Consider the following 22,999-nt stretch of genomic DNA (forward strand, 5'->3'; position numbering starts at 1 on the left):
GGCATAAATGGACGGTTTGCCCATAGGGCCGATGCTCGCGGTATTTGTCCTGCTGATTTTATGGTCGGGGCTGTTTACCGCCGTCGAAATCGCGCAGCAGCACCTGCTCGCGCAACGCACCGCCTCACGCGCCAGCGATAAACCGCTGGCGAGGCTGAGCTTCCCGCTCGACAGCCTGATCCTTTGCAACACCCTGTGCCGCGCCCTCGCGGTCGTCATCGCGACGTTGCTGGCAATTTTCCTCTGCGAAGAAAACGGCCCATGGGCAGCATGCCTTGGCGCCGGGGCAATTCTGCTGGTGTTTGCCGATTACTTCCCGCGCACCGTCGCTCAGCGTTACCCCGATGCCGTGCTGGCATTCGGCAATACCTTGCTGGCGGTGCCGCTGAAGATTGTTTACCCGTTTGCCTGGCTGTTCAGTCGTATTAGCGGCCTGCTGATGAGTCCGTTTGTGCGCAAGGTCAAAGTCGTCCAGCAGAGCGAAGATGACGTACCCGCCGACCGCTACGACGATCCGGAGCACCCGGTTCACGCGCACCCGGTTTCGGGCATTCATGCGCTGGACAACATCACCGTCAACGACATCCTCGTGCCACGCAGTGACGTCGACGGTATCAACCTCGACGATTCGATCGAAGAGATCATTGAGCAACTGCGCCACAACAAACGTACGCGCCTGCCAATGTTCCACAGTGACATCAACCAGGTTGAAGCGGTACTCAATACCCGGCAGATCCGTCACCTGCTGAACAACGGTGATCTGACGCTCGAAGCCTTGATGGCCGCCAGTTACGAACCGTATTTCGTCCCGGAAAGCACGCCGCTGCAACTGCAACTGCTGAACTTCCACAAGCAACAACGGCGTCTGGGCATGGTGGTCGACGAGTACGGCGAAGTGCTCGGTATCGTTACCCTGGAAGACATCCTCGAAGAGATCGTCGGCGAATTCGAAAGCGAGCACAGCCTCGATAATCCGCACATTCACCCTCAGGCCGATGGCCGCATGGTGGTTGATGGCGCTGCGTCGATCCGCGAATTGAACAAATGTTTGGGCTGGCATTTGCCGAGCGACGGACCGAAGACCCTCAATGGCCTGGTCACTGAAGCGCTGGAAACCATTCCGGAAAGCGCGGTTTGCCTGAAAATCGGCCGTTATCGTTTAGAGATTCTCGAGACCGAGGAGAACCGGGTGAGCAAAGTGCTGATCTGGCACACCTCGGCTGTGCCTGCTCTGGCGGCTGCTCGATAGACGATCTTTTTGCGCTTGTTTGATTGTTAGCCCCCTTCCTATAATCGAGGCGCTTACCCAAGCGCCGCCGAACCGCGTGCTTACCCCGCACCTGACAGGATTCGGCCATTTCTGCATTACACCGGCGATTGTTCCTACCTGAAACAGCGACCGCGCCTCATCCCACATCCCTGGGTGCTCGACCATAATAATTTCATGACTGTCAGGGATCACCGCATGACGACCAGTACCGCTTACAGCGACACCGCGCCTGCCCAACCGACCAACTCCGCCACCCGCGTGGCGACGGCGAGTTTTATCGGCACCGCGATTGAGTTCTACGATTTCTATGTTTACGCCACGGCGGCTGCGCTGGTGATCGGGCCGGTGTTCTTTCCGCAGACCTCAGGCACCGCGCAGATGCTGTCGGCATTTCTGACCTTCGGCATCGCCTTCCTCGCCCGTCCGCTGGGGTCGGCGCTGTTCGGGCATTTCGGTGACCGCATCGGGCGCAAGTCGACGCTGGTTGCCTCGCTGCTATTGATGGGCGTGTGTACGACGCTGATCGGCGTGCTGCCGGGTTACGCGACCATTGGCGCCTGGGCGCCGATTCTGTTGTGTGTGCTGCGCTTCGGCCAGGGGCTGGGATTGGGCGGCGAATGGGGCGGTGCCGCCCTCCTCGCCACGGAAAACGCGCCGAAAGGCAAACGCGCGTGGTTCGGCATGTTCCCCCAGCTCGGCCCTTCGATTGGCTTTCTCGCCGCCAACGGATTGTTCCTGACCCTGGCCATGACCCTCACCGACGAACAGTTCCGCAGCTGGGGCTGGCGAATTCCGTTTCTGCTCAGCGCGGCGCTGGTGATGGTTGGCCTTTACGTGCGCCTGAAGCTCCACGAAACCCCAGTGTTCGCCAACGCCATCGCCCGTCAGGAACGGGTGAAAGTGCCCCTGGTCGAGCTGTTCAGCCAGTACTGGGCGCCGACCTTGCTGGGCGCAGCGGCAATGGTGGTGTGCTATGCGCTGTTCTATATCTCGACGGTGTTTTCCCTGAGCTACGGGGTGTCCACCCTCGGTTATAGCCGTGAGACGTTCCTCGGATTGCTGTGCTTTGCCGTGCTATTCATGGCTGCCGCCACACCGTTGTCCGCTTGGGCCAGCGACCGTTACGGGCGCAAACCGGTGCTGATCATCGGCGGCGTGCTGGCAATACTTTCCGGGTTCTTGATGGAACCGCTGCTGACTCAGGGTTCGACCTGGGGCGTGGCGCTGTTTCTGTGCATCGAGTTGTTTTTGATGGGCGTGACATTCGCGCCAATGGGCGCACTGCTGCCGGAGTTGTTTCCGACCCACGTGCGTTATACCGGTGCTTCGGCGGCGTATAACCTGGGCGGGATTGTCGGGGCCTCGGCGGCGCCGTTCTTTGCGCAGAAACTGGTGGCGATGGGTGGTTTGAGTTATGTCGGCGGGTATGTATCGGCGGCGGCAGTGCTGAGTTTGATTGCGGTGCTGTGCTTGAAGGAAACGCGCGATAACGATCTGAATCGGGTTGCCTGACAGATCGCTATCGCGGGCAAGCCCGCTCCCACAGGGATTTCTGTTGATCACAAATTTTGTGTACGGCAAAAAACCTGTGGGAGCGGGCTTGCCCGCGATGGGCGCGACTCGGTTTACAGCTCGACCACAACACCCTGAGCAGCGCGAGTTGCTTTCGCACGAGCAGCCTCGATCGACTCATGCCGCGCCAGCGCCACGCCCATGCGGCGCTGGCCATTCACTTCCGGCTTGCCGAACAGACGCAACGCCGTATCCGGCTCGCTCAACGCAGCACCCAGATTGGCGAATGCCGTCTGCGTCGACTGCCCTTCCACCAGAATCACCGCCGAAGCGGATGGCCCGAACTGACGGATCAGCGGCACCGGCAGGCCCAGAATGGCGCGAGCGTGCAGGGCGAACTGCGACAGATCCTGGGAAATCAGCGTCACCAGACCGGTGTCATGCGGGCGCGGCGAGACTTCGCTGAACCACACCTGATCACCTTTGATGAACAGCTCGACGCCGAACAGACCCCGGCCACCCAGCGCCTCGGTCACCGCTTTGGCAACGCGCTCGGATTCAGCCAGAGCAATCGGGCTCATGGCTTGTGGCTGCCACGATTCCTGATAGTCGCCCTTCTCCTGACGGTGGCCAACTGGCGCGCAGAAGGTGGTGCCGCCGATGTGGCGCACGGTCAGCAGGGTGATTTCATAGTCGAAATCGATAAAGCCTTCGATGATCACCCGACCTTTGCCGGCGCGACCGCCTTCTTGCGCGTAATCCCAGGCTTTCTGCACGTCATCGACACTGCGCAGCAGGCTCTGACCCTTGCCCGACGAACTCATCACCGGTTTGACGACGCATGGGAAACCCAGGTCCTCAACGGCTTTGCTGTAGTCCTCGAAGGTGTCGGCGAAGTGGTACGGCGAGGTCGGCAGGTCCAGCTCTTCGGCGGCCAGGCGACGGATGCCTTCACGGTTCATGGTCAGTTGCGCGGCACGCGCGGTCGGGATCACGGTGAAGCCTTCGGCTTCCAGTTCAACCAGAGTGGCGGTGGCGATGGCTTCGATTTCCGGCACGATGAAGTGCGGCTTCTCGGCTTCGATCACGGCACGCAGGGCAGCGCCGTCGAGCATGTTGATCACGTGGCTGCGATGGGCGACTTGCATGGCCGGCGCGTTGGCGTAACGGTCAACGGCGATCACTTCAACGCCCAGGCGTTGCAGCTCGATCACCACTTCCTTGCCCAACTCACCACAGCCACACAGCAATACGCGGGTCGCGGTTGGCGACAATGGAGTTCCGATACGGGTCATCTCAGGTCCTCAAAGAAGCGGATCATCGAGGAAAGCAACGCCAGACGTGCTTTCCATGGGGAGAAAGCGCGGCATTTTACATGAACCTGAGGCTTTGGCTTCAGCCGGCGACGGCCTGTTTGCGATCGCGCCAGGCCATGATCAGCCAGACGGCGGTGACGCCGGCGAATTTCGACAGCAGCGCCGTGATGATCACGGGCGGCGTCATCAGGTCGATCATGCCGAAGAAGATGAAGGTATCGAGGGGGATGCTCAGCGCCGAACTGATCCACAAGCGGTCGCGCAACGGCCGTTTGGTGACGCTGAACACCAGCCAGTCGATGATTTCCGACACCGCGAAGGCCGTGGCGCTGGCCAAAGCGATGGACGGATCGGAAGTGACATAAGACAGCACCAAAGCCGCCAGCATCGCCACCAGCGCGCCGTGGCCAAAACGGGTTTGCACCATGTCGCGCAGTATGAACACCAGACCGCCCCAGGCCGACCAGATAATGTCCAGGTGTGGTGCGGTGGAAAAGGCGAAGTTGATCAGCACAACGCTGCTGATGTAGGCGATGAGGAAAATCATGCGGGCGACCTGTCAGATTGGCGCACAGGTTACTTCAGCCAAAGCAGAATCAAAAGATCGCAGCCTTCGGCAGCTCTTACATTTGAAATGCGTTCTTGTGCAGGAGCTGCCGAAGGCTGCGATCTTTTGATCTTGGCTACTTGTTCGGGGTTGACCCAATCATCCACACCAACCCACTGGCTTTCGCCCGCTCATGACACAACCCCAGCACCACGCGGCGCTCGTCATTGGTCATGCGGCCCCAGCGGGTAATTTCTGCAACCGTACGCTGGCAGCCGGTGCAGACGTCATCCTCATCCAGCGCACAAATATTCACGCACGGCGAGGCGACGGGTCTTTCGGCGGTCGTCATTGTTCTTGCTCAACCAGATCGCGCGCATAACGTTGGGAGTTATGCACATAGTGGGCGGCGCTGGCCTCGAGCATCTTCTTCTGCGGCTCGGTCAGCTCGCGCACAACCTTGCCCGGCGACCCCATTACCAATGAACCGTCAGGTATTTCCTTGCCCTCGCCGATCAGCGAATTGGCGCCGATGATGCAGTTCTTGCCGATCTTCGCACCATTGAGAATGACGGCGTTGATGCCGATCAGGCTGTAATCGCCGACGGTACAACCATGCAGCATGGCGTTGTGGCCGATGGTCACGCCGGTGCCGATGGTCAGCGGAAAGCCCATGTCGGTGTGCATCACCGTGCCGTCCTGCACATTGCTGTTCTTGCCGATCAGGATCAGTTCGTTGTCGCCGCGCAACACGGCGTTGAACCAGACGTTGGCGCCCTCTTCCAGTTTGACCTTGCCCACCAGCACGGCATTGGGGGCGACCCAGCTCTGTGGATGGGTCTCGACACGGGCGTCGCCCAAGCGGTATTTCATCTTGTTTTCCTCAGGGCTCACGGTAACGGCCATTCGAACGATGGCTTAGGTGTTGATAAAGCTTTTAGGCGGTTGGTGCAGGCTGATCTTGGCGTCATAGAGCAGATTGATCAACTCGACGATCATGATCGCCGTCAGCCCCCAGATCTTGTACTCGCCAAAGCGGTAGCTCGGCACGTACCAGCTGCGACCTTGATAGTCGATGCGATGGGTGTGTTCGCGGGGGTCTTTGCGGAAGAATTCCAGCGGAACGCTGAATACGGCGGCGATCTCGGCATCATTGGCCTGATACTCGACGAAGTCGGGGATCACGCCGACATAAGGCGTGACCTTGATGCCGTGCAGGGAGATCAACGGACTGAGCGGGCCGATGACTTCGACCAGTCCCGGCGGCAGACCGATCTCCTCTTCTGCTTCGCGCAGCGCGGTGAAGATCAGATCCGGATCCTCGGGATCGCGGCGGCCTCCGGGGAAAGCGACTTCGCCGCCGTGGGTCGATAGACCGCTGGCACGCAGGGTCAATACCAGTTCCGGCTCGTCACTACGGGTGATTGGCACCAGAACGGCGGCCTCGGGGAAACGCTTGTCGGTCTCCAGCGTGCGCGGTGTGTGGTTGCTTACCCGATGCAGTAGCTCGTCCAGCATGAGTGTTCTCGATCAGTGCCTTACCCTGCATCATGCACCAATCATTGCAGGCGCCCAAGCCCCGAAACTCGCCATGTCGCGAAACGACAACTTGCCGACCGACACCGCTGCACGCCAAGATAGGCGCAGCATTCAGGAAGCCCAGCATGAAATTTTGCAGCCACTGCGGTAACCCGGTCACCCAGCGCATTCCCGAAGGCGATTCGCGGCTGCGATTTGTCTGTGACAGCTGTCAGACCATTCACTATCAGAACCCCAATATCGTCGCCGGCTGCGTGCCGACCTGGGGCACGAAAGTGCTGTTGTGCCGTCGCGCCATCGAACCGCGCCTCGGCTACTGGACATTGCCCGCGGGTTTCATGGAGAACGGCGAGACCATCGAGCAAGCCGCGATTCGTGAAACGGCTGAAGAAGCCTGCGCCCGCGTGCGTAACCTGAGCATCTACACGCTGATCGACGTGCCGCACATCAGTCAGGTGCATGTGTTCTTTCGCGCCGAACTGGTCGACCTGGACTTCGCCGCCGGCCCCGAGAGCCTCGAAGTGCAACTATTCGACGAAGCCGACATTCCTTGGGACGAGCTGGCTTTCCGCACGGTGGGGCGTACCTTAGAATGCTTCTTCGCTGATCGGCGTGTTGAGACGTATCCGGTTCGTTCGGAATCGATTCCTCCGCTGGTGCAGCCGGTGATTGTCGGTTAGAAGATCAAAAGATCGCAGCCTGCGGCAGCTCCTACACAAAACCTGTTTGCTTCACTCCCTGGGGAATCGTTTCAATGCGCTGGTTGCTTGCCCTGTTCTGCCTGTCGTTCGTTACCGTCTCCCAAGCGTCATTCGTGACTACCGTGACGCCTGCGAATACCCCGCTCATCGAAAAAGTCCTGGTACTTAAATCGGCCCATCAACTGCAATTGATCGCCGACGGCAAGCCACTCAAGACCTATCGCATCTCCTTGGGCAAGGGCGCGAAAAAAGGCCCGAAGCTGATTGAAGGCGACAAACGCACGCCGGAAGGTTTCTATTGGATCGACTGGCGCAAGACCAGCGACAAATTCAACCTGTCGATGCACATCTCTTACCCGAACATCACCGACTCGGCCCGCGCCCGCCGCGAAGGCGTCGAGCCTGGCGGGATGATCATGATCCACGGCACGCCGGACTCGGCAGACAACCCGGAAAACCTGTTCCATACCCTGGACTGGACCGACGGCTGCATCGCCATGCGTAACGTCGACATGCGCGAAGTCTGGAACATGGTGCCGGACGGCACGATGATCGAAATCCGCCCGTAAACTCCGACCGCTGGTCACCCGCAAAAAAATAAATCAAAAGATCGCAGCCTGCGGCAGCTCCTACAGAGGTGATACCACTTCAACCTGTAGGAGCTGCCGAAGGCTGCGATCTTTTGCTTTTCAGCACCCGCCTGTAATACCACTTAAAACCACCACCCCTCAAAGCCCCGATATACGCAGGCTACAGGCGATTTCACTGAATTGACATGGTATGCAAGTGGTATTAGTTTTCGCCCGACAACCGACTTAAAAAAATCCTACATCGGTGCCGGAAACGACTGACATGAATGATCTCCAGGCCTTACGCCCCGACGACACTCAACCGACACCGTTGTACCTGCAACTGGCGCGCAACCTTGAAGCCGCCATCCATGCCGGGCAGTGGAAGTCCGAACAGGCGATGCCGTCCGAGCGCAACCTCAGTGAAATGCTCGGCATCTCTCGTGTCACAGCACGCAAGGCATTGGAAGTCCTCCTCGATCAAGGCCTGATCCGCCGCCTGCAAGGTTCCGGCACGTTCATCACGCCACGTCTTGAACAACCGTTGTCGCGCCTTTCCGGGTTCAGCGAGATGCTGCGCTTGAAAGGCTTTGTGCCCAGCTCACAATGGCTGGAGCGCGAAATCACCCTGCCGACCCACGAAGAATTGATCCGCCTCGGCCTGTCGCCGAACGACAAGGTCGCGCGCATGAAACGTCTGCGCAAAGCCGATGACACGGTCATGGCCATCGAAATGAGCACCCTGCCCGCCGCGATCATGCCCAAGCCGCAACAGGTCGGCGATTCGCTTTACGAATACCTCGACGGCATCGGCAAACCGATCGTGCGCGCCTTGCAGCACATCCAGGCGATCAACGCCTCGGACGAGTTCGCCGCGCTGGTTGGCATCGCCCCCGGCACCGCCATGTTGCTGATGACCCGGGTCGGCTACCTCGAAGACAACACACCCATCGAAGTCACCGACACCTATTGCCGCAACGACTACTACGACTTTGTTGCAGAGCTGCGTCGATAAGAGCAGCCAAAAACGAGAATCAAAATGTCCGAAGACAACATCCTCACCGCTGACGGCTGGATTCGCGGCCGGCTGATCCACGAGCACGGCAAAGTCGTATCGATCGAAGGCGTGCCCTGCGATCCGGCGAGCAATGACTTGCCGTATCTGCTGCCCGGCTTCATCGATCTGCACGTGCATGGCGGTGGCGGCAAAGACATCATGGAAGGCGCCAGCGCCTTCGAAACCATCACCAAGACCCATGTGCGTTTCGGCACCACGTCGCTGCTGGCCACCACCATGACCGCGCCGAGTGCCGAGATCTCCAGCGTCCTGAAGGAAGTCGGAGAATTCTGTGAACAGCGTCCGAAAGGTGCCGCGCGCGTACTCGGCGTACACCTCGAAGGCCCGTACATCAACCCCGGCAAACTCGGCGCGCAACCGAACTTCGCCCACACCGCGTTGATGGCTGAAGTCGAAGAATATCTGGCACTGGCGCCAATCCGGGTGATCACCATCGCCCCGGAAATCGCCGGCCACGACGCGTTGATTCGCGAGCTGAGCAGCCGTGGCGTGCGCATGCAGATCGGCCACACCCTCGGCAGTTACGAGGAAGGCGTTGCCGCACTGGATGCCGGCGCGACCAGTTTCACTCACCTTTATAACGCCATGAGCCCGTTGCATCACCGCGAGCCGGGCATCGTCGGCGCGGCACTGGCCCACGCCAAATTCGCCGAGTTGATTCCCGATTTACTCCACGTGCATCCCGGCGCGATCCGCGTGGCCCTGCGCTCGATCCCGTGCCTGTATTGCGTCACCGATTCGACCGCGGCCGCCGGCATGCCCGACGGTGAATACAAGCTCGGTAGCCACACCGTGACCAAATGCCTGGGCGGCGTGCGCCTGCCCGACGGCACCTTGGCCGGCAGCACGCTGACCATGGATCAGGCCCTGCGCAATCTGGTGAAGATCGGTTTGCCGATTGCCGAGGCCTCGCAACGTCTTTCGCAATTCCCCGCCGACTACCTCGGCATCAACGAACGCGGGCGCCTTGCACCTGGGGCCTGGGCCGACTGCGTGCGGCTGGATCGCTCGCTCACACTGACCGCCGTCATGGTCGAAGGAGAAGACATTGACTTCAAAAATGCTTGAGGAGGCGCTGTCCTCGTTCGAGGCCGTGCAAGCCCAACTGCAACAGCTCGACCCGCAAATGATCGAGATCGCCGGGCGCCTGCGCCGTCAGCCGCCGCAAGTGGCGATGACCGTCGCACGCGGCAGCTCCGACCACGCGGCGAGCTATTTCGCCTACCTGACCATGCAGCAACTGGGCGTGCCGGTAGCGTCGTTGCCGATGTCGGTGGTGACCATGCAGCAGGCGCCGTTGAAGGTCAGCGGTCAGGTCGCCTTCGCCTTTTCGCAATCGGGGCAGAGCCCGGATCTGGTCAACAGCCTGCGTCTGCTGCGCAAGCGTGGCGCGCTCAGTGTGTCGATGGTCAACGCCGCCGATTCGCCGCTGGAAGCTGCATGTGAATTCAGCCTGCCGCTGCTCGCCGGGACGGAAAGCAGCGTCGCCGCGACCAAGAGTTTTATCGCCACCCTCAGCGCCAGCGCCCGTTTGATCGCGCACTGGAAAGAGGACAGCGAATTGCTCGAGGCCGGCAACGCCCTGCCCGAAGGCCTGCGCGAAGCCGCCCAACAAGACTGGAGCGTCGCCATCGAAGCGCTGCGCGATTGCGAGCGTTTGATGGTCATCGGCCGTGGTGCCGGTTTCGCCATCGCCCAAGAGGCCGCTCTGAAATTCAAGGAAACCTCGGCGATTCAGGCCGAAGCGTTCAGCAGCGCCGAAGTCCGTCACGGCCCGATGGCGTTGATCGACGAACACTATCCATTGTTGGTGTTCGCTCCGCGCGGCGCCGAGCAGGCTGGCCTGCTGAGCCTGGCAGCGGAAATGCATCAGCGCGGTGCCCGCGTGTTGCTGGCTGCGCCGGACGATGTCAGCGAACGCGACCTGACCCTGAGCCGCGCCGAGCATCCGGCCCTCGATCCGATTCTGGCGATCCAGAGTTTCTACGTGATGGCTGCCGGCCTGGCCGTGGCCCGTGGCATGGACCCGGATCAGCCGCGTCACCTGAGCAAAGTTACTCGCACGCACTAACAACTGCTGATTGATGCACAACCCTGTAGGAGCTGCCGAAGGCTGCGATCTTTTGATTTTGATTCACAGAAACACAAGATCAAAAGATCGCAGCCTGCGGCAGCTCCTACAGGGGACATCGAACCGAGATCTAACCGATGAGACCGAGCCATGCACAACAACAATAAAGAGCTGACCCTCAGCGCCCCGCTCAGCGGCCCGGTGCTCACGCTCGCCAAAGTCCCGGACGCGGTGTTCGCCAGCGGCGCGATGGGTGACGGCATTGCCATCGACCCGCTCAACGACACGCTGTACTCGCCGTGCGCCGGGGTGATCATCCACGTCGCGCGCACCGGCCACGCACTCACCGTGCGTGCCGACAACGGCGCGGAAATCCTCCTGCATCTGGGCCTCGACACCGTTGAGTTGAACGGCGAGGGTTTCTCGATGCTGGTCAAGGAAGGTGACCGCGTGACTCAGGGCCAGCCGTTGTTGCGCTACGACCTCGACAAGGTCGGCCAACAATGCAAAAGCCTGGTCAGCCTGTTGATCCTGACCAACAGCCAGGATTTTCAGGTGCGGCCGATCACGCTGAAATCGGTGAAAGTCGGCGACCCGCTGCTGCACATTGTGGCGCGCAACGGTTTGACGGCGAATGTTGCAGAGGTTGGCGGGCCAGAGGTTCACGGGCATGTGTTAGTGGCACATCGCGGTGGTTTGCATGCGCGCCCGGCGGCGCTGATTCGCCAGACTGCACAGGGTTTCAACAGCCAGTCGCAACTGCACTTCGCCGGCAAATCGGCGCCGTGCAACAGCCTCATCGGTTTGATGGGCCTGGCAGTGGGCGAGCAGGATGAAGTGCAGGTCAGCTGTCAGGGCCCGGATGCGGAAGCGGCGCTGCAAGCATTGCTCACGGCATTGGCCACAGCATTGCCGGAGGATCATCACGCGGCGGCACCAGTCAGTGCTGCGCCGGTTAAGCGCCCAGCCGAAGCGGGTGTGTTGCACGGCGTGTGCGCTGCGCCAGGACTGGTCGGCGGGCCGCTGTTTCGCTTGAACGCGATCAGTCTGCCGGTGGATGCGGGCAATCACGATCCGCTGCAACAACAGCAGGTGCTCGATGCGGCGCTGATTCAGGTGCGCAACGAAATCGACGGCACCCTCGCCCAAGCGAGACAGCACAAGAACGCCGACGAAGAAGCAATCTTTGCCGCGCACTTGGCGCTGCTGGAGGACCCGGCACTGCTCGACGCGGCACAGCAATCCATCGAACAAGGCACTGCGGCGACTCACGCCTGGAGCCAGTCGATTGATGTGCAGTGCGAAGTGCTGCAACACACCGGCAGCGCACTGTTGGCCGAGCGCGCCAATGATCTGCGCGACCTCAAACAACGTGTTCTGCGCGCATTGCTCGGCGAAGCCTGGCACTACGACGTGCCGGCCGGCGCCATCGTTGCCGCGCATGAACTGACGCCGTCGGATCTGCTGCAACTCAGCGCCCAAGGTGTCGCTGGGTTGTGCATGGCCGAGGGTGGCGCGACGTCGCACGTCGCAATTCTCGCTCGCGGCAAAGGTCTGCCGTGCCTGGTGGCGCTGGGTTCGGCGCTGCTTGATCAGTCGCAGGGGCAAGCGGTGGTGCTCGATGCCGACGGTGGTCGTCTCGAACTGATGCCAAATGCTGAGCGGCTGGCTGAAGTGCAACAGGCGCAAATCGACCTTCAGCAGCGTCGCGATGCGCAACAAGCCAAGGCTCACTTGCCCGCCGAAACGCGAAATGGCGTGCACATCGAAGTCGTCGCCAATGTCGCCTCCAGCGCTGAAGCAGCCGATGCCTTTGCCAACGGTGCCGATGGCGTCGGCCTGTTGCGCACCGAGTTTCTGTTCGTCGATCGCCAGACCGCGCCGGATGTCGAAGAACAGCGATACGCCTATCAAGCCGTGATCGATGCGATGGGCGACAAGTCGGTGATCATCCGCACCATCGACGTCGGCGGCGACAAGCAACTCGACTATCTGCCACTGCCCATCGAGGCCAACCCGGTACTCGGTCTGCGCGGTATTCGTCTGGCTCAGGCCCGCCCGGAAATCCTCGATCAGCAATTGCGCGCGCTGCTGCAAGTCAGCCCGCTGCACCGTTGCCGGATCCTGTTGCCGATGGTCACCGAAGTCGACGAGCTGCTGCACATTCGCCAACGCGTCGATGCGTTGTGCATCGAGCTCGGCGTGAGCCAGCGCCCGGAAATCGGCGTGATGATCGAAGTCCCCGCCGCCGCGCTGCAAGCCGAACAACTGGCCGAGCACGCCGACTTCCTCTCCATCGGCACCAACGACCTGTCGCAATACACCTTGGCCATGGATCGCGATCACGCCGGTCTGGCCGCCCGCGTCGACGCCTTGCACCCGGCGCTACTGCGTCTGATCGCCATGACCTGCGAAGGCGCGGCGGTGCATAAGCGTTGGGTGGGTGTCTGCGGCGCCCTCGCCTCCGATCCGCTGGCCACGCCGGTGTTGATCGGCCTGGGGGTCACCGAACTGTCGGTCAGCCCGGTGCAGATCGGTGAGATCAAGGATCGCGTGCGCCAGGTGCACGAAGCCGAATGCCAGCGCCTCAGCCGCGACCTGCTCAAATTGAGCAGCGCCGCCGCCGTGCGCCACGCCTGTCATCAACATTGGCCACTGCGCTAACAAAAACAACAAGGACAAACGCCATGTACCAACTCTTTATCGAAGGCCTGCAACGCCTCGGCCGCGCGCTGATGCTGCCGATCGCGATCCTGCCGATTGCCGGCCTGCTCCTGCGTCTGGGTGACACCGACCTGCTGAACATCGCGATCATTCACGATGCCGGCCAGGTGATCTTCGCCAACCTGGCAATGATCTTCGCCATCGGCATCGCCGTCGGTTTCGCCAAGGACAACAATGGCACCGCTGGCCTGGCCGGGGTAATCGGTTATCTGGTGATGATCTCGACGCTCAAGGTGCTCGATTCGACCATCAACATGGGCATGCTCGCCGGTATTGTCAGCGGCCTGATGGCGGGCGCGCTGTACAACCGTTTCAAGGACATCAAGTTGCCGGAGTACCTGGCATTCTTCGGCGGCCGGCGATTTGTGCCGATTGTCACCGGGTTCGCGGCGGTCGGTCTGGGCGTGGTGTTCGGCTACATCTGGCCGCCGATCCAGCACGGCATCAACGCCTTCGGCGCGCTCATGATGGAGAGCGGCAGCCTCGGCGCGTTCGTGTTTGGCGTGTTCAATCGTCTGCTGATCGTCACTGGCCTGCACCACATCCTCAACAACATGGCGTGGTTCGTATTTGGCAACTTCACCGATCCAACCACCGGTGCGCTGGTGACCGGCGACCTGTCGCGCTACTTCGCTGGCGATCCGAAGGGCGGCCAGTTCATGACCGGCATGTTCCCGATGATGATCTTCGGCCTGCCGGCCGCGTGCCTGGCGATGTACCGCAACGCCCTGCCGGAACGCCGCAAAGTCATGGGCGGGATTTTCCTGTCGATGGCACTGACGTCGTTTTTGACCGGGGTGACTGAGCCGATTGAATTCGCCTTCATGTTTTTGGCACCGCTGTTGTATCTGCTGCATGCGTTGCTGACCGGGTTGTCGATGGCAATTACCAATGGATTGAACATCCATTTGGGCTTCACCTTCTCCGGTGGTTTTATCGACATGATTCTCGGCTGGGGCAAGTCCACCAATGGTTGGCTGGTATTCCCGGTTGGGTTGGCTTACGCGGTGATCTACTACGTCGTTTTCGACTTCTGCATTCGCCGCTTCAACCTGAAAACGCCGGGGCGTGAGGATGTGGCTACTGCTGAAAAAGCGGTGCTCACTGAAAACGAACGGGCCAGTGCTTATATCAAGGCACTGGGTGGTGCCGAGAACTTGGTCACCGTCGGCGCTTGCACCACGCGCTTGCGACTGGAGATGGTCGATCGCAACAAGGCTTCGGATGCTGACCTGAAAGCGCTGGGTGCGATGGCGGTGGTGCGACCGGGTAAAGGTGGGAGTTTGCAGGTGGTTGTCGGGCCGATGGCGGACAGCATTGCCGATGAGATTCGCTTGGCGATGCCAGCGTTGGGGCGGGCGGTTTTGGTGGAAACCGCTGTTGCTAATGAGCCGAAAATTGTGGCCGTTGCCGGTTCCGAGGCGCAGCAATGGCTGAATGCTTTGGGCGGTGGCGACAATGTGCTGCAACTGGATTGCATTGCGATGACGCGGATTCGCCTGCAACTGGCGAATGGCAAGGCGTTGTCTGAGGCGCAGTTGAAAGAGCTGGGGTGTCAGGGTGTTAGCCAGTTGGAGGGTGGGGTTTGGCATTTGCTGGTGGGTGATAAGGCGGCGAGTTTGAGTGGGGCACTTGAAGCGCTGGTCAACCGCAGCGAAGTCAGCGCCAAAGTCTGACCCAAACATCACCCATGTAGGAGCTGCCGCAGGCTGCGATCTTTTGACTTTGATTTTTACCCTTCAAACGCAAGATCAAAAGATCGCAGCCTGCGGCAGCTCCTACAGGGGATGCGATCAATCTGAAGTCAGGTCGGCTGTCAGGCCGTCATCGCTGGCAAGCCAGGCTCCCACAGGTTCTTCACTGTTCTCAAAATCGTGCACGACCTTGTGGGAGCCAGCCTGCTGGCGATGAACGATGACGCGGTCGTCAGGTTTGTGGATCGACTCGATCCAGTGCGCGGTTTACTGCGAGTTCGGCGAGCATAATGATTTGCTGGATGGCCAGGGCGGTGCTGCGTTGCAAGCCGCCGAGTTCGGTTGCGAAGTTGCTGGCCATGGCGTTGGCTGAGGCCAACGATTCACAGGCGTGGGCGAGCAGGCTTTCGGTGTCGACGCTGGGGTGGACGAGGAACATCGTGCTCGGTTGCCGGGGTTTGGCGGGTTCGGGGCTGAAGTAGAAATCGAGGGCGCGTTTGATGGCTTCGCGGTTTTTGGCGAGGTCTTCGGCGTGGATGGCGGCTTCGAGTGGGGTGGTGGTTTCGGGGGGTGGATCGGGGATCAGTTTGTCCATCGAACAATTCCTTTAAGTGTTGCAGCCACTTGCTCCCGATCTCACTCGAAGAAGAGGTGGCAGCCATGTACGGAGTGAGATCACCGATAGAACCCCAAAACCGGCCGGACCGAAGTCCGCCCGCACATAGCCGCCATAAGGAATTGCTGACAGCGTTAGCTGGCCGCAATTATGGGGGCACTTGTCTGGGGATCCAAATCGGGTATCTCACCTCCCGGTCGCTGAATTGGCAGCGACAGACAAAGACTAGAGAGCGAGCGTCCGACGGACAACCTGAAAACCTTGTGGGAAGGTTCTGCGAATTCGACACAGATTTAAACAGATCAAATTTCCTTGGAGACTGGATTGGCCCCATCGCCAGCAGGGCTAGCTGCCACAGTTGGAGTGCGTGCATTCAGGCAGAGATTGGTCGGCTGTCAGGCCGCCATCGCTGGCAAGCCAGCTCCCACAGGAATTGAGGTGCATCTGCGGGTGATTGGTTGGTTGTGAGGTTGCTATCGCGAGCAGGCTCACTCCTACAGTTGGATTGAGTACATCTGCAAGTAACAACAGGTCGGCTGGCAGGCCGTCATCGCTGGCAAGCCAGGCTCCCACAGGGATTGAGTACATCTTCGGGTGATTGGTTGGTTGTGAGGTTGCTATCGCGAGCAGGCTCAATCCTACACAGTTGGATTGGGTACACCTGCAAGAAACAGGTCGGCTGGCAGGCCGCCATCGCTGGCAAGCCAGCTCCACAGGAATTGAACTACATCTGCGGGTGATTGGTTGGTTGTGAGGTTGCTATCGCGAGCAGGCTCACTCCTACCGTTGGGTTGAGTACACCTGAAAGACACAGGTCGGCTGGCAGGCCGCCATCGCTGGCAAGCCAGCTCCCACAAAATCAAGATCAAAAGATCGCAGCCTTCGGCAGCTCCTACACAGGATGAGCGTAAGCTCGGCTGCGGCTTTTGATCTTGATCCAACGGCCCCGTCGGCAGGCTGAGTGGAGGGATTTATCCGGGGGTGGGAGCGCAGCGACCGTTTGGCGCAGCCAAATGCATCGAGAGGAGGTGCAGCGAAGCAAACCGGAGGCGATGCGCCCGGATGAATTCCGGAGCGAAGGAACCCCGAGCCTTAGCGAGTGGGCCGAACGTTGGGGCAAGCCTTTTGGGTTACCTTTTCGGCGTTTGGAAAAGGTGACCCGCCGTAAGGGCGGAACCGCCAGCCGCAGCACTCGAAGAATCGGATATTCACACAGCCAGACAGAACATGGTCGCCTGTCAGGGCGCCATCGCGAGCAGGCTCACTCCTACAGAAAAAAAATCGCAGGCAACAAAAAACCCGCAGACAATCACTCATCTGCGGGTTTCCCGTTTCAGCCGCCAGAAAGATCAAAAATCTTCCAGCCGCCACACCTCATAAGCCGGCGTCTCGTAGGGATGGCTCAACTTGAGCGCCGCCACCACAGCAACGATCAACTCATCCGCCACCACAAGCTCAACCTTCCATTCCTCAACCCGCTCAACCTGCCCCGCCTCCCCCATAAACGGCTGACTGCCGTCCAAAGGTCGAAACTGACCAGACCCAAGCACCTGCCAAGCACAGTGGTCATAGTCACCGATCCGCCCACCACCGGCAGCGAACACAGCCCCTTTGACCACCTCGACATGACTGTCAGGAACAAAAAACGCCAACTTGTACACAGGCCTTAGTTAACCCAGACGCGAGCATTACGGAACATACGCATCCAAGGTGCGTCCTCGTTCCAGTCTTCTGAACGCCACGAGTTCTGCACGGCACGGAACACCCGCTCCGGGTGCGGCATCATGATCGTCACGCGGCCATCACGGCTGGTGAGACCGGTAATCCCGCGCGGCGAACCGTTCGGGTTGGCCGGATAACGCTCGGTAACCTTGCCATGGTTGTCGACGAAACGCATCGCCACGCAACCGGACAGATCGGCTTCCAGCAGTGCCTCTTCGCTGGAGAACTCGGCGTGACCTTCACCGTGAGCGATCGCGATCGGCATACGCGAACCGGCCATGCCCTGCAGGAAGATCGAGTTCGATTCCTGGATCTGCACCATCGCCACGCGCGCTTCGAACTGCTCGGAGCGGTTACGCACGAAGTGCGGCCAGAACTCGCTGCCCGGGATCAGCTCGTGCAGGTTGGACATCATCTGGCAACCGTTGCACACGCCGAGGGTGAAGCTGTCGTTACGTTCGAAGAAACCCTGGAACGCATCGCGGGCACGGCTGTTGAACAGTGCCGACTTGGCCCAGCCTTCACCAGCGCCGAGCACGTCGCCGTAGGAGAAACCACCGCACGCCACCAGACCTTTGAACTCGTTCAGGTCGACACGGCCAGCGAGAATGTCGCTCATGTGCACGTCGATCGCGTTGAAACCGGCGCGGTCGAACGCCGCCGCCATTTCCACCTGACCGTTGACGCCCTGCTCACGCAGCACGGCAACCTGTGGGCGGATGCCTTTCTTGATGTAAGGCGCGGCGATGTCCTGGTTGACGTCGTAGCTCAGCTTGACGCTCAGGCCCGGGTTGTCTTCTTCCAGCAGCACGTCGAATTCTTGCTCGGCGCAGTCGGCGTTATCACGCAGACGCTGGATCTGGTAGCTGGTCTCGGCCCACTGACGTTGCAGCAGACGACGCTGGCCTTCGAACACGGTGTCACCGTTGAAGGTGATGTTGATCTGGCCATTGTTGATCGGCTGACCGATCACCGACACGCAGTCGCCCAGACCGGCCGCGCTGAACTGCGCGAGGATGTCTGGCGTGGCGTCCTGACGAACCTGGATGACGGCACCCAGCTCTTCGTTGAACAGGATGGCAGCGATTTCTGCCGAGGACTCGGCAACGCTGTCGAGGTTCAGGCTCAGACCGCAGTGACCGGCGAAGGCCATTTCCACCACGGCAGTCAGCAGACCACCGTCGGAACGGTCGTGGTAAGCCAACAGGTGACCGTCGGCGTTGAGGCCCTGGATCACGGCGAAGAAGGCTTTCAGGTCTTCGGCGTCATCAACGTCCGGCGCGTGTTTGCCGAGCTTGCCGTGTGTCTGAGCAAGGATCGAAGCACCCATGCGGTTCTGACCGCGACCGAGGTCGATCAGGATCAGGTCGGTGGTGCCCTTGTCCATGCGCAGTTCCGGGGTCAGGGTCTGACGGATGTCAGCCACTGGCGCGAAACCGGTCACGATCAGCGACATCGGCGAGGTCACGGTTTTTTCTTCGCCGTTATCGTTCCAACGGGTGGCCATGGACATTGAGTCCTTGCCCACCGGAATGGTGATGCCCAGCTCAGGGCACAGTGCCATACCGACCGCTTTCACGGTGTCGTACAGACGCGCGTCTTCGCCCGGGTGGCCGGCAGCGGACATCCAGTTCGCCGACAGTTTGATGTCGGAGATCTTGTTGATGCGCGACGCGGCGATGTTGGTCAGGGTTTCGCCGATGGCCATGCGGCCCGACGCCGGAGCGTCCAGCAGAGCCAGCGGAGTGCGCTCGCCCATCGCCATCGCTTCACCGGTGTAAACGTCGAAGCTGGTGGCGGTGACGGCAACGTCGGCCACCGGAACCTGCCACGGGCCGACCATTTGGTCACGGGCCACCAGGCCGGTGATGGTGCGGTCACCGATGGTGATCAGGAAGCTTTTGCTGGCCACGGCCGGGTGATGCAGAACGCGTTGGATGGATTCGCTGATGTCGAGGTTCGACGGATCGAAGTCATCGCCCAGCTCGGCTTCACGAACCACCGAACGGTGCATGCGCGGGGCTTTGCCCAGCAACACTTCCAGTGGCATGTCCACCGGGTTGTTACCGAAATGGCTGTCGGTCACGGTCAGTTGCGGCTCGGCAGTCGCCTCGCCCACTACAGCAAACGGGCAACGCTCGCGTTCGCAGATCGCCTGGAAGCGCTCGAAATCTTCCGGGCCGACCGCCAGAACGTAACGCTCCTGGGATTCGTTGGACCAGATTTCGTGCGGGGCCATGCCCGGCTCGTCGTTTGGAATGTTGCGCAGTTCGAAACGGCCACCGCGGTCGCCGTCGTTGACCAGTTCCGGGAAGGCGTTGGACAGACCGCCTGCGCCAACGTCGTGGATGAAGCTGATCGGGTTTTTGTCGCCCAGCTGCCAGCAACGGTCGATGACTTCCTGGCAGCGACGCTCCATCTCAGGGTTTTCACGCTGTACGGAAGCAAAGTCCAGATCCGCCGAGCTGGTGCCGGTGGCCATGGAGGAAGCCGCGCCGCCACCCAAACCAATCAACATCGCCGGGCCGCCGAGGACGATCAGCTTGGAGCCAACGACGATCTCGCCTTTCTTGACGTGTTCTTCGCGGATGTTGCCCATGCCGCCAGCGAGCATGATCGGCTTGTGGTAACCACGAACTTCGTCACCGTGCGGAGTGGTGATCGACTGTTCGAAGGTACGGAAGTAGCCAGTCAGGGCCGGACGACCGAATTCGTTGTTGAACGCGGCGCCGCCGAGCGGGCCTTCGATCATGATGTCCAGCGCGGTGACGATGCGCTCAGGCTTGCCGTACGGCACTTCCCACGGCTGTTCGAAGCCTGGGATCTGCAGGTTCGACACGGTGAAACCGGTCAGGCCAGCCTTTGGCTTCGCGCCACGGCCCGTTGCACCTTCGTCACGGATCTCGCCGCCGGAACCGGTCGACGCGCCCGGGAACGGGGCGATCGCGGTCGGGTGGTTGTGGGTTTCAACCTTCATCAGGATGTGCACCGGCTCCTGCACCGCGCCGTACTGGCGGGTTTCAGGGTTCGGGAAGAAACGGCCGGCAACGTTGCCGACGATCACCGAGGCGTTGTCCTTATAAGCCGACAGAACGCCTTCGCTGTGCATCACGTAGGTGTTCTTGATCATGCCGAACAGGCTTTTTTCCTGGTTCTCACCATCAATATCCCAACTGGCGTTGAAGATCTTGTGACGGCAGTGTTCGGAGTTGGCCTGAGCGAACATCATCAATTCGATGTCGTGCGGGTTGCGCTTCAAGCCGTTGAAGGCGTCGACCAGATAGTCGATCTCGTCTTCAGCCAGGGCCAGGCCCAGCTCGGTGTTGGCTTTTTCCAGCGCGGCGCGACCGCCACCGAGGATGTCGATGGCCGTCAGCGGCTTCGGTTCGGCGTGGCTGAACAGACCGGCGGCCTGTTCGAGGTTGGCCAGCACGATCTGGGTCATGCGGTCATGCAATACGTCGGCAATCTGCTGCGCTTCGGCTTCGCTGAACTGACCGGCCACGTAGAAGGCGATACCGCGCTCCAGACGCTGGATCTTGCTCAGGCCGCAGTTGCGGGCGATGTCGCTGGCCTTGCTCGACCATGGCGAGATGGTGCCGAAACGCGGCAACACCAGAAACAGACGGCCGGTCGGCTCTTGAACCGGAACGCTTGGACCGTACTTCAGAAGGCGCGCAAGCACCTGCTGTTCGTCGCCGGTCAGGACGCCGGTGACTTCGGCGAAGTGAGCGAATTCAGCATACAGGCCACTGACAGCTGGAACCTTCTGGCTCAGTTGCTCAAGGAGTTTGCTGTGGCGAAAGGCAGAAAGGGCAGGAGCGCCGCGCAGGATCAACATCTTCGGGACAGCCTCGGGAAGGGGTGTGCTTTGAGGCCGTGCATTCTAGCCTAAACCGCCCTCAACATCACCCGAAACGCTACGCACGGTTGCACTCGGACACCAATCTGTGTTTCTGCCTCCGGAGTCAGATAAATCGACCGCGCAACGGCGGCTTATTTTTACTGTAACAAAAAGCCGCGAAGGCCCATTCCTGTGGGGTTTCGCTCGATTCTGTGATCAATAGCAGACTAGTCCTACGCTGTCGAGATATGGCGCCCGTGGCCGTTTGCGTATACTGCGCAGATGTTTTTCCCAACGGCTTTGCGTCCGCGGTACGCCAAATGGCTGATCGCAACCGGACTCTTCCTGATGCTCGGTGGTTGTGTTGATAAACCCAACACACTCGAGCGCGTAAAGGAGGATGGTGTGCTGCGGGTGATTACCCGTAACAGCCCCGCCACCTACTTTCAGGATCGCAGCGGTGAAACCGGCTTCGAATACGAGCTGGTGAAGCGCTTCGCCGACGATTTGGGTGTGGAACTGAAGATCGAGACCGCTGACAACCTAGACGACCTGTTCAATCAGATCGGCAAACCTAACGGCCCGGTACTGGCCGCCGCCGGCCTGGTCAGCAGCGAACAGCGCAAGAAGCAGGTGCGGTTCTCGCACTCCTACCTCGAAGTCACCCCGCAGATCATCTACCGCAACGGCCAATCGCGACCGACCGACCCGGGCGATCTGGTCAGCAAGAAGATCATGGTGCTCAAGGGCAGCACCCACGCCGAGCAACTGGCCGAGCTGAAACAGAAATTTCCCGGCATCGAGTACGAAGAATCCGACGCAGTTGAAGTGGTCGACTTGTTGCGCATGGTTGATGAGGGCCAGATCGACCTGACGCTGGTCGACTCCAACGAAGTGGCGATGAATCAGGTGTACTTCACCAATATTCGTGTGGCCTTCGACCTCGGCGATGCGCGCAGCCAGAGCTGGGCCGTTGGTCCGGGCGAAGACAACAGCCTGCTCAACGAGATCAATGCCTATCTCGACAAGGTGCAGAAAAACGGCACGCTGCAACGCCTGAAGGATCGCTATTACGGCCACGTCGACGTCCTCGGTTACATGGGCGCCACCACCTTCGCCCAGCACTTGCAGCAGCGCCTGCCGAAGTACGAGCAGCACTTCAAGAATTACGCGAAGAAAGAGAAAGTCGACTGGCGTCTGCTGGCCGCCATTGGCTATCAGGAATCGCTGTGGCAACCGACCGTCACCTCGAAAACCGGTGTGCGCGGCTTGATGATGTTGACCCAGAACACCGCCCAGGCGATGGGCGTGTCCAACCGCCTCGACCCCAAGCAGAGCATCATGGGCGGCGCCAAGTACCTGGCTTATATGAAGGATCAGCTCGACGATTCGATCAAGGAACCGGATCGCACCTGGTTTGCCCTGGCAGCCTATAACGTCGGCAGCGGTCACCTGGATGACGCGCGCAAGTTGACGGCCAAGGAAGGGTTGAACCCGGACAAATGGCTGGACGTGAAGAAGATTCTGCCGCGTCTGTCGCAGAAGCAGTGGTACAGCAAGACGCGTTATGGCTACGCCCGAGGCGGCGAGCCGGTGCATTTCGTGGCGAACATCCGTCGCTACTACGACATTCTGACTTGGGTAACCCAGCCGCAGCTTGAGGGCGATCAGGTGGCTGAAGGCAATTTGCATGTGCCGGCCATCGACAAGTCAAAACCCGCGCAAGAACCTGCCCCTCTTTAAAGCAAAAGATCGCAGCCTTCGGCAGCTCCTACAGGTGTCCACATAACCTGTAG

General features: G+C 60.4%; 18 protein-coding genes. 10 read left to right on the forward strand and 8 right to left on the reverse strand.

Going from position 1 to position 22,999, the window contains the following annotated elements:
* The first annotated feature begins 7 nt into the window (after positions 1-7).
* Entirely contained in the window at positions 8-1,249 is a 1,242-nt protein-coding gene (locus EJA71_RS08515) for a transporter associated domain-containing protein (RefSeq protein WP_158955905.1), read from the forward strand.
* Positions 1,250-1,465: 216 nt separating this feature from the next.
* Complete coding sequence (locus tag EJA71_RS08520; protein WP_158955907.1) at positions 1,466-2,782, forward strand: MFS transporter; 1,317 nt, start codon at positions 1,466-1,468, stop codon at positions 2,780-2,782.
* Between the two features lie 113 nt (positions 2,783-2,895).
* Here EJA71_RS08520 and purT read toward each other — a convergent pair whose 3' ends face one another.
* From purT to EJA71_RS08545, 5 genes are all read right to left on the reverse strand, one after another.
* Positions 2,896-4,077 (reverse strand): formate-dependent phosphoribosylglycinamide formyltransferase, encoded by a 1,182-nt coding sequence (gene purT, locus EJA71_RS08525; RefSeq protein ID WP_158955909.1) that lies wholly within the window; start codon positions 4,075-4,077, stop codon positions 2,896-2,898.
* Between the two features lie 100 nt (positions 4,078-4,177).
* Entirely contained in the window at positions 4,178-4,645 is a 468-nt protein-coding gene (locus EJA71_RS08530; RefSeq protein ID WP_158955911.1) for a VUT family protein, read from the reverse strand.
* Between the two features lie 136 nt (positions 4,646-4,781).
* Positions 4,782-4,997 carry a DUF1289 domain-containing protein gene (locus EJA71_RS08535; RefSeq protein ID WP_158955913.1) on the reverse strand — a complete coding sequence of 72 codons (216 nt, stop codon included), beginning with the start codon at positions 4,995-4,997 and terminating at the stop codon, positions 4,782-4,784.
* The gene (locus EJA71_RS08540; RefSeq protein ID WP_137219470.1) at positions 4,994-5,518 is read right to left on the reverse strand and encodes a gamma carbonic anhydrase family protein; all 525 of its coding nucleotides are present in this window, start codon (positions 5,516-5,518) and stop codon (positions 4,994-4,996) included. The genes EJA71_RS08535 and EJA71_RS08540 overlap by 4 nt, the downstream gene beginning before the upstream one ends.
* A gap of 45 nt (positions 5,519-5,563) precedes the next feature.
* A complete protein-coding gene (locus tag EJA71_RS08545; protein ID WP_158955915.1) occupies positions 5,564-6,163 on the reverse strand; it encodes a CoA pyrophosphatase in 600 nt (199 codons plus the stop codon).
* 146 nt (positions 6,164-6,309) lie between these two features.
* On the opposite strand from EJA71_RS08545, the gene EJA71_RS08550 reads away from it, so the two are divergent.
* From EJA71_RS08550 to nagE, 7 genes are all read left to right on the forward strand, one after another.
* Entirely contained in the window at positions 6,310-6,864 is a 555-nt protein-coding gene (locus EJA71_RS08550; RefSeq protein WP_158955917.1) for an NUDIX hydrolase, read from the forward strand.
* A gap of 74 nt (positions 6,865-6,938) precedes the next feature.
* Positions 6,939-7,454, forward strand: a complete 516-nt coding sequence (locus EJA71_RS08555) for a murein L,D-transpeptidase family protein (protein WP_158955919.1) — start codon at positions 6,939-6,941, stop codon at positions 7,452-7,454.
* A gap of 283 nt (positions 7,455-7,737) precedes the next feature.
* A complete protein-coding gene (locus EJA71_RS08560) occupies positions 7,738-8,469 on the forward strand; it encodes a GntR family transcriptional regulator (RefSeq protein WP_158955921.1) in 732 nt (243 codons plus the stop codon).
* A gap of 24 nt (positions 8,470-8,493) precedes the next feature.
* Positions 8,494-9,600: an N-acetylglucosamine-6-phosphate deacetylase gene (nagA, locus tag EJA71_RS08565; RefSeq protein WP_158955923.1), complete on the forward strand. Its 1,107-nt coding sequence runs from the start codon at positions 8,494-8,496 to the stop codon at positions 9,598-9,600.
* Entirely contained in the window at positions 9,581-10,603 is a 1,023-nt protein-coding gene (locus EJA71_RS08570) for an SIS domain-containing protein (protein WP_158955925.1), read from the forward strand. The genes nagA and EJA71_RS08570 overlap by 20 nt, the downstream gene beginning before the upstream one ends.
* Before the next feature lie 150 nt (positions 10,604-10,753).
* The gene (gene ptsP, locus EJA71_RS08575; protein ID WP_158955927.1) at positions 10,754-13,267 is read left to right on the forward strand and encodes a phosphoenolpyruvate--protein phosphotransferase; all 2,514 of its coding nucleotides are present in this window, start codon (positions 10,754-10,756) and stop codon (positions 13,265-13,267) included.
* Positions 13,268-13,290: 23 nt separating this feature from the next.
* Complete coding sequence (gene nagE / locus EJA71_RS08580; protein WP_158955929.1) at positions 13,291-15,003, forward strand: N-acetylglucosamine-specific PTS transporter subunit IIBC; 1,713 nt, start codon at positions 13,291-13,293, stop codon at positions 15,001-15,003.
* 250 nt (positions 15,004-15,253) lie between these two features.
* Here the strand turns inward: nagE and EJA71_RS08585 are convergent, their stop codons facing one another.
* From EJA71_RS08585 to purL, 3 genes are all read right to left on the reverse strand, one after another.
* Positions 15,254-15,616: a DUF6124 family protein gene (locus EJA71_RS08585; protein WP_158955931.1), complete on the reverse strand. Its 363-nt coding sequence runs from the start codon at positions 15,614-15,616 to the stop codon at positions 15,254-15,256.
* A gap of 1,370 nt (positions 15,617-16,986) precedes the next feature.
* The gene (locus EJA71_RS08590; protein WP_158955933.1) at positions 16,987-17,298 is read right to left on the reverse strand and encodes a YqfO family protein; all 312 of its coding nucleotides are present in this window, start codon (positions 17,296-17,298) and stop codon (positions 16,987-16,989) included.
* 5 nt (positions 17,299-17,303) lie between these two features.
* Complete coding sequence (gene purL / locus EJA71_RS08595) at positions 17,304-21,200, reverse strand: phosphoribosylformylglycinamidine synthase (protein WP_158955935.1); 3,897 nt, start codon at positions 21,198-21,200, stop codon at positions 17,304-17,306.
* A 285-nt stretch (positions 21,201-21,485) separates the two neighbouring features.
* Here purL and mltF point away from each other — a divergent pair, with 285 nt between their 5' ends.
* A complete protein-coding gene (gene mltF, locus EJA71_RS08600; protein WP_158955937.1) occupies positions 21,486-22,946 on the forward strand; it encodes a membrane-bound lytic murein transglycosylase MltF in 1,461 nt (486 codons plus the stop codon).
* Positions 22,947-22,999: the final 53 nt, after the last annotated feature.

The organism is Pseudomonas sp. PB106 (assembly GCF_009764645.1).
Taxonomy (GTDB): Bacteria; Pseudomonadota; Gammaproteobacteria; order Pseudomonadales; family Pseudomonadaceae; genus Aquipseudomonas.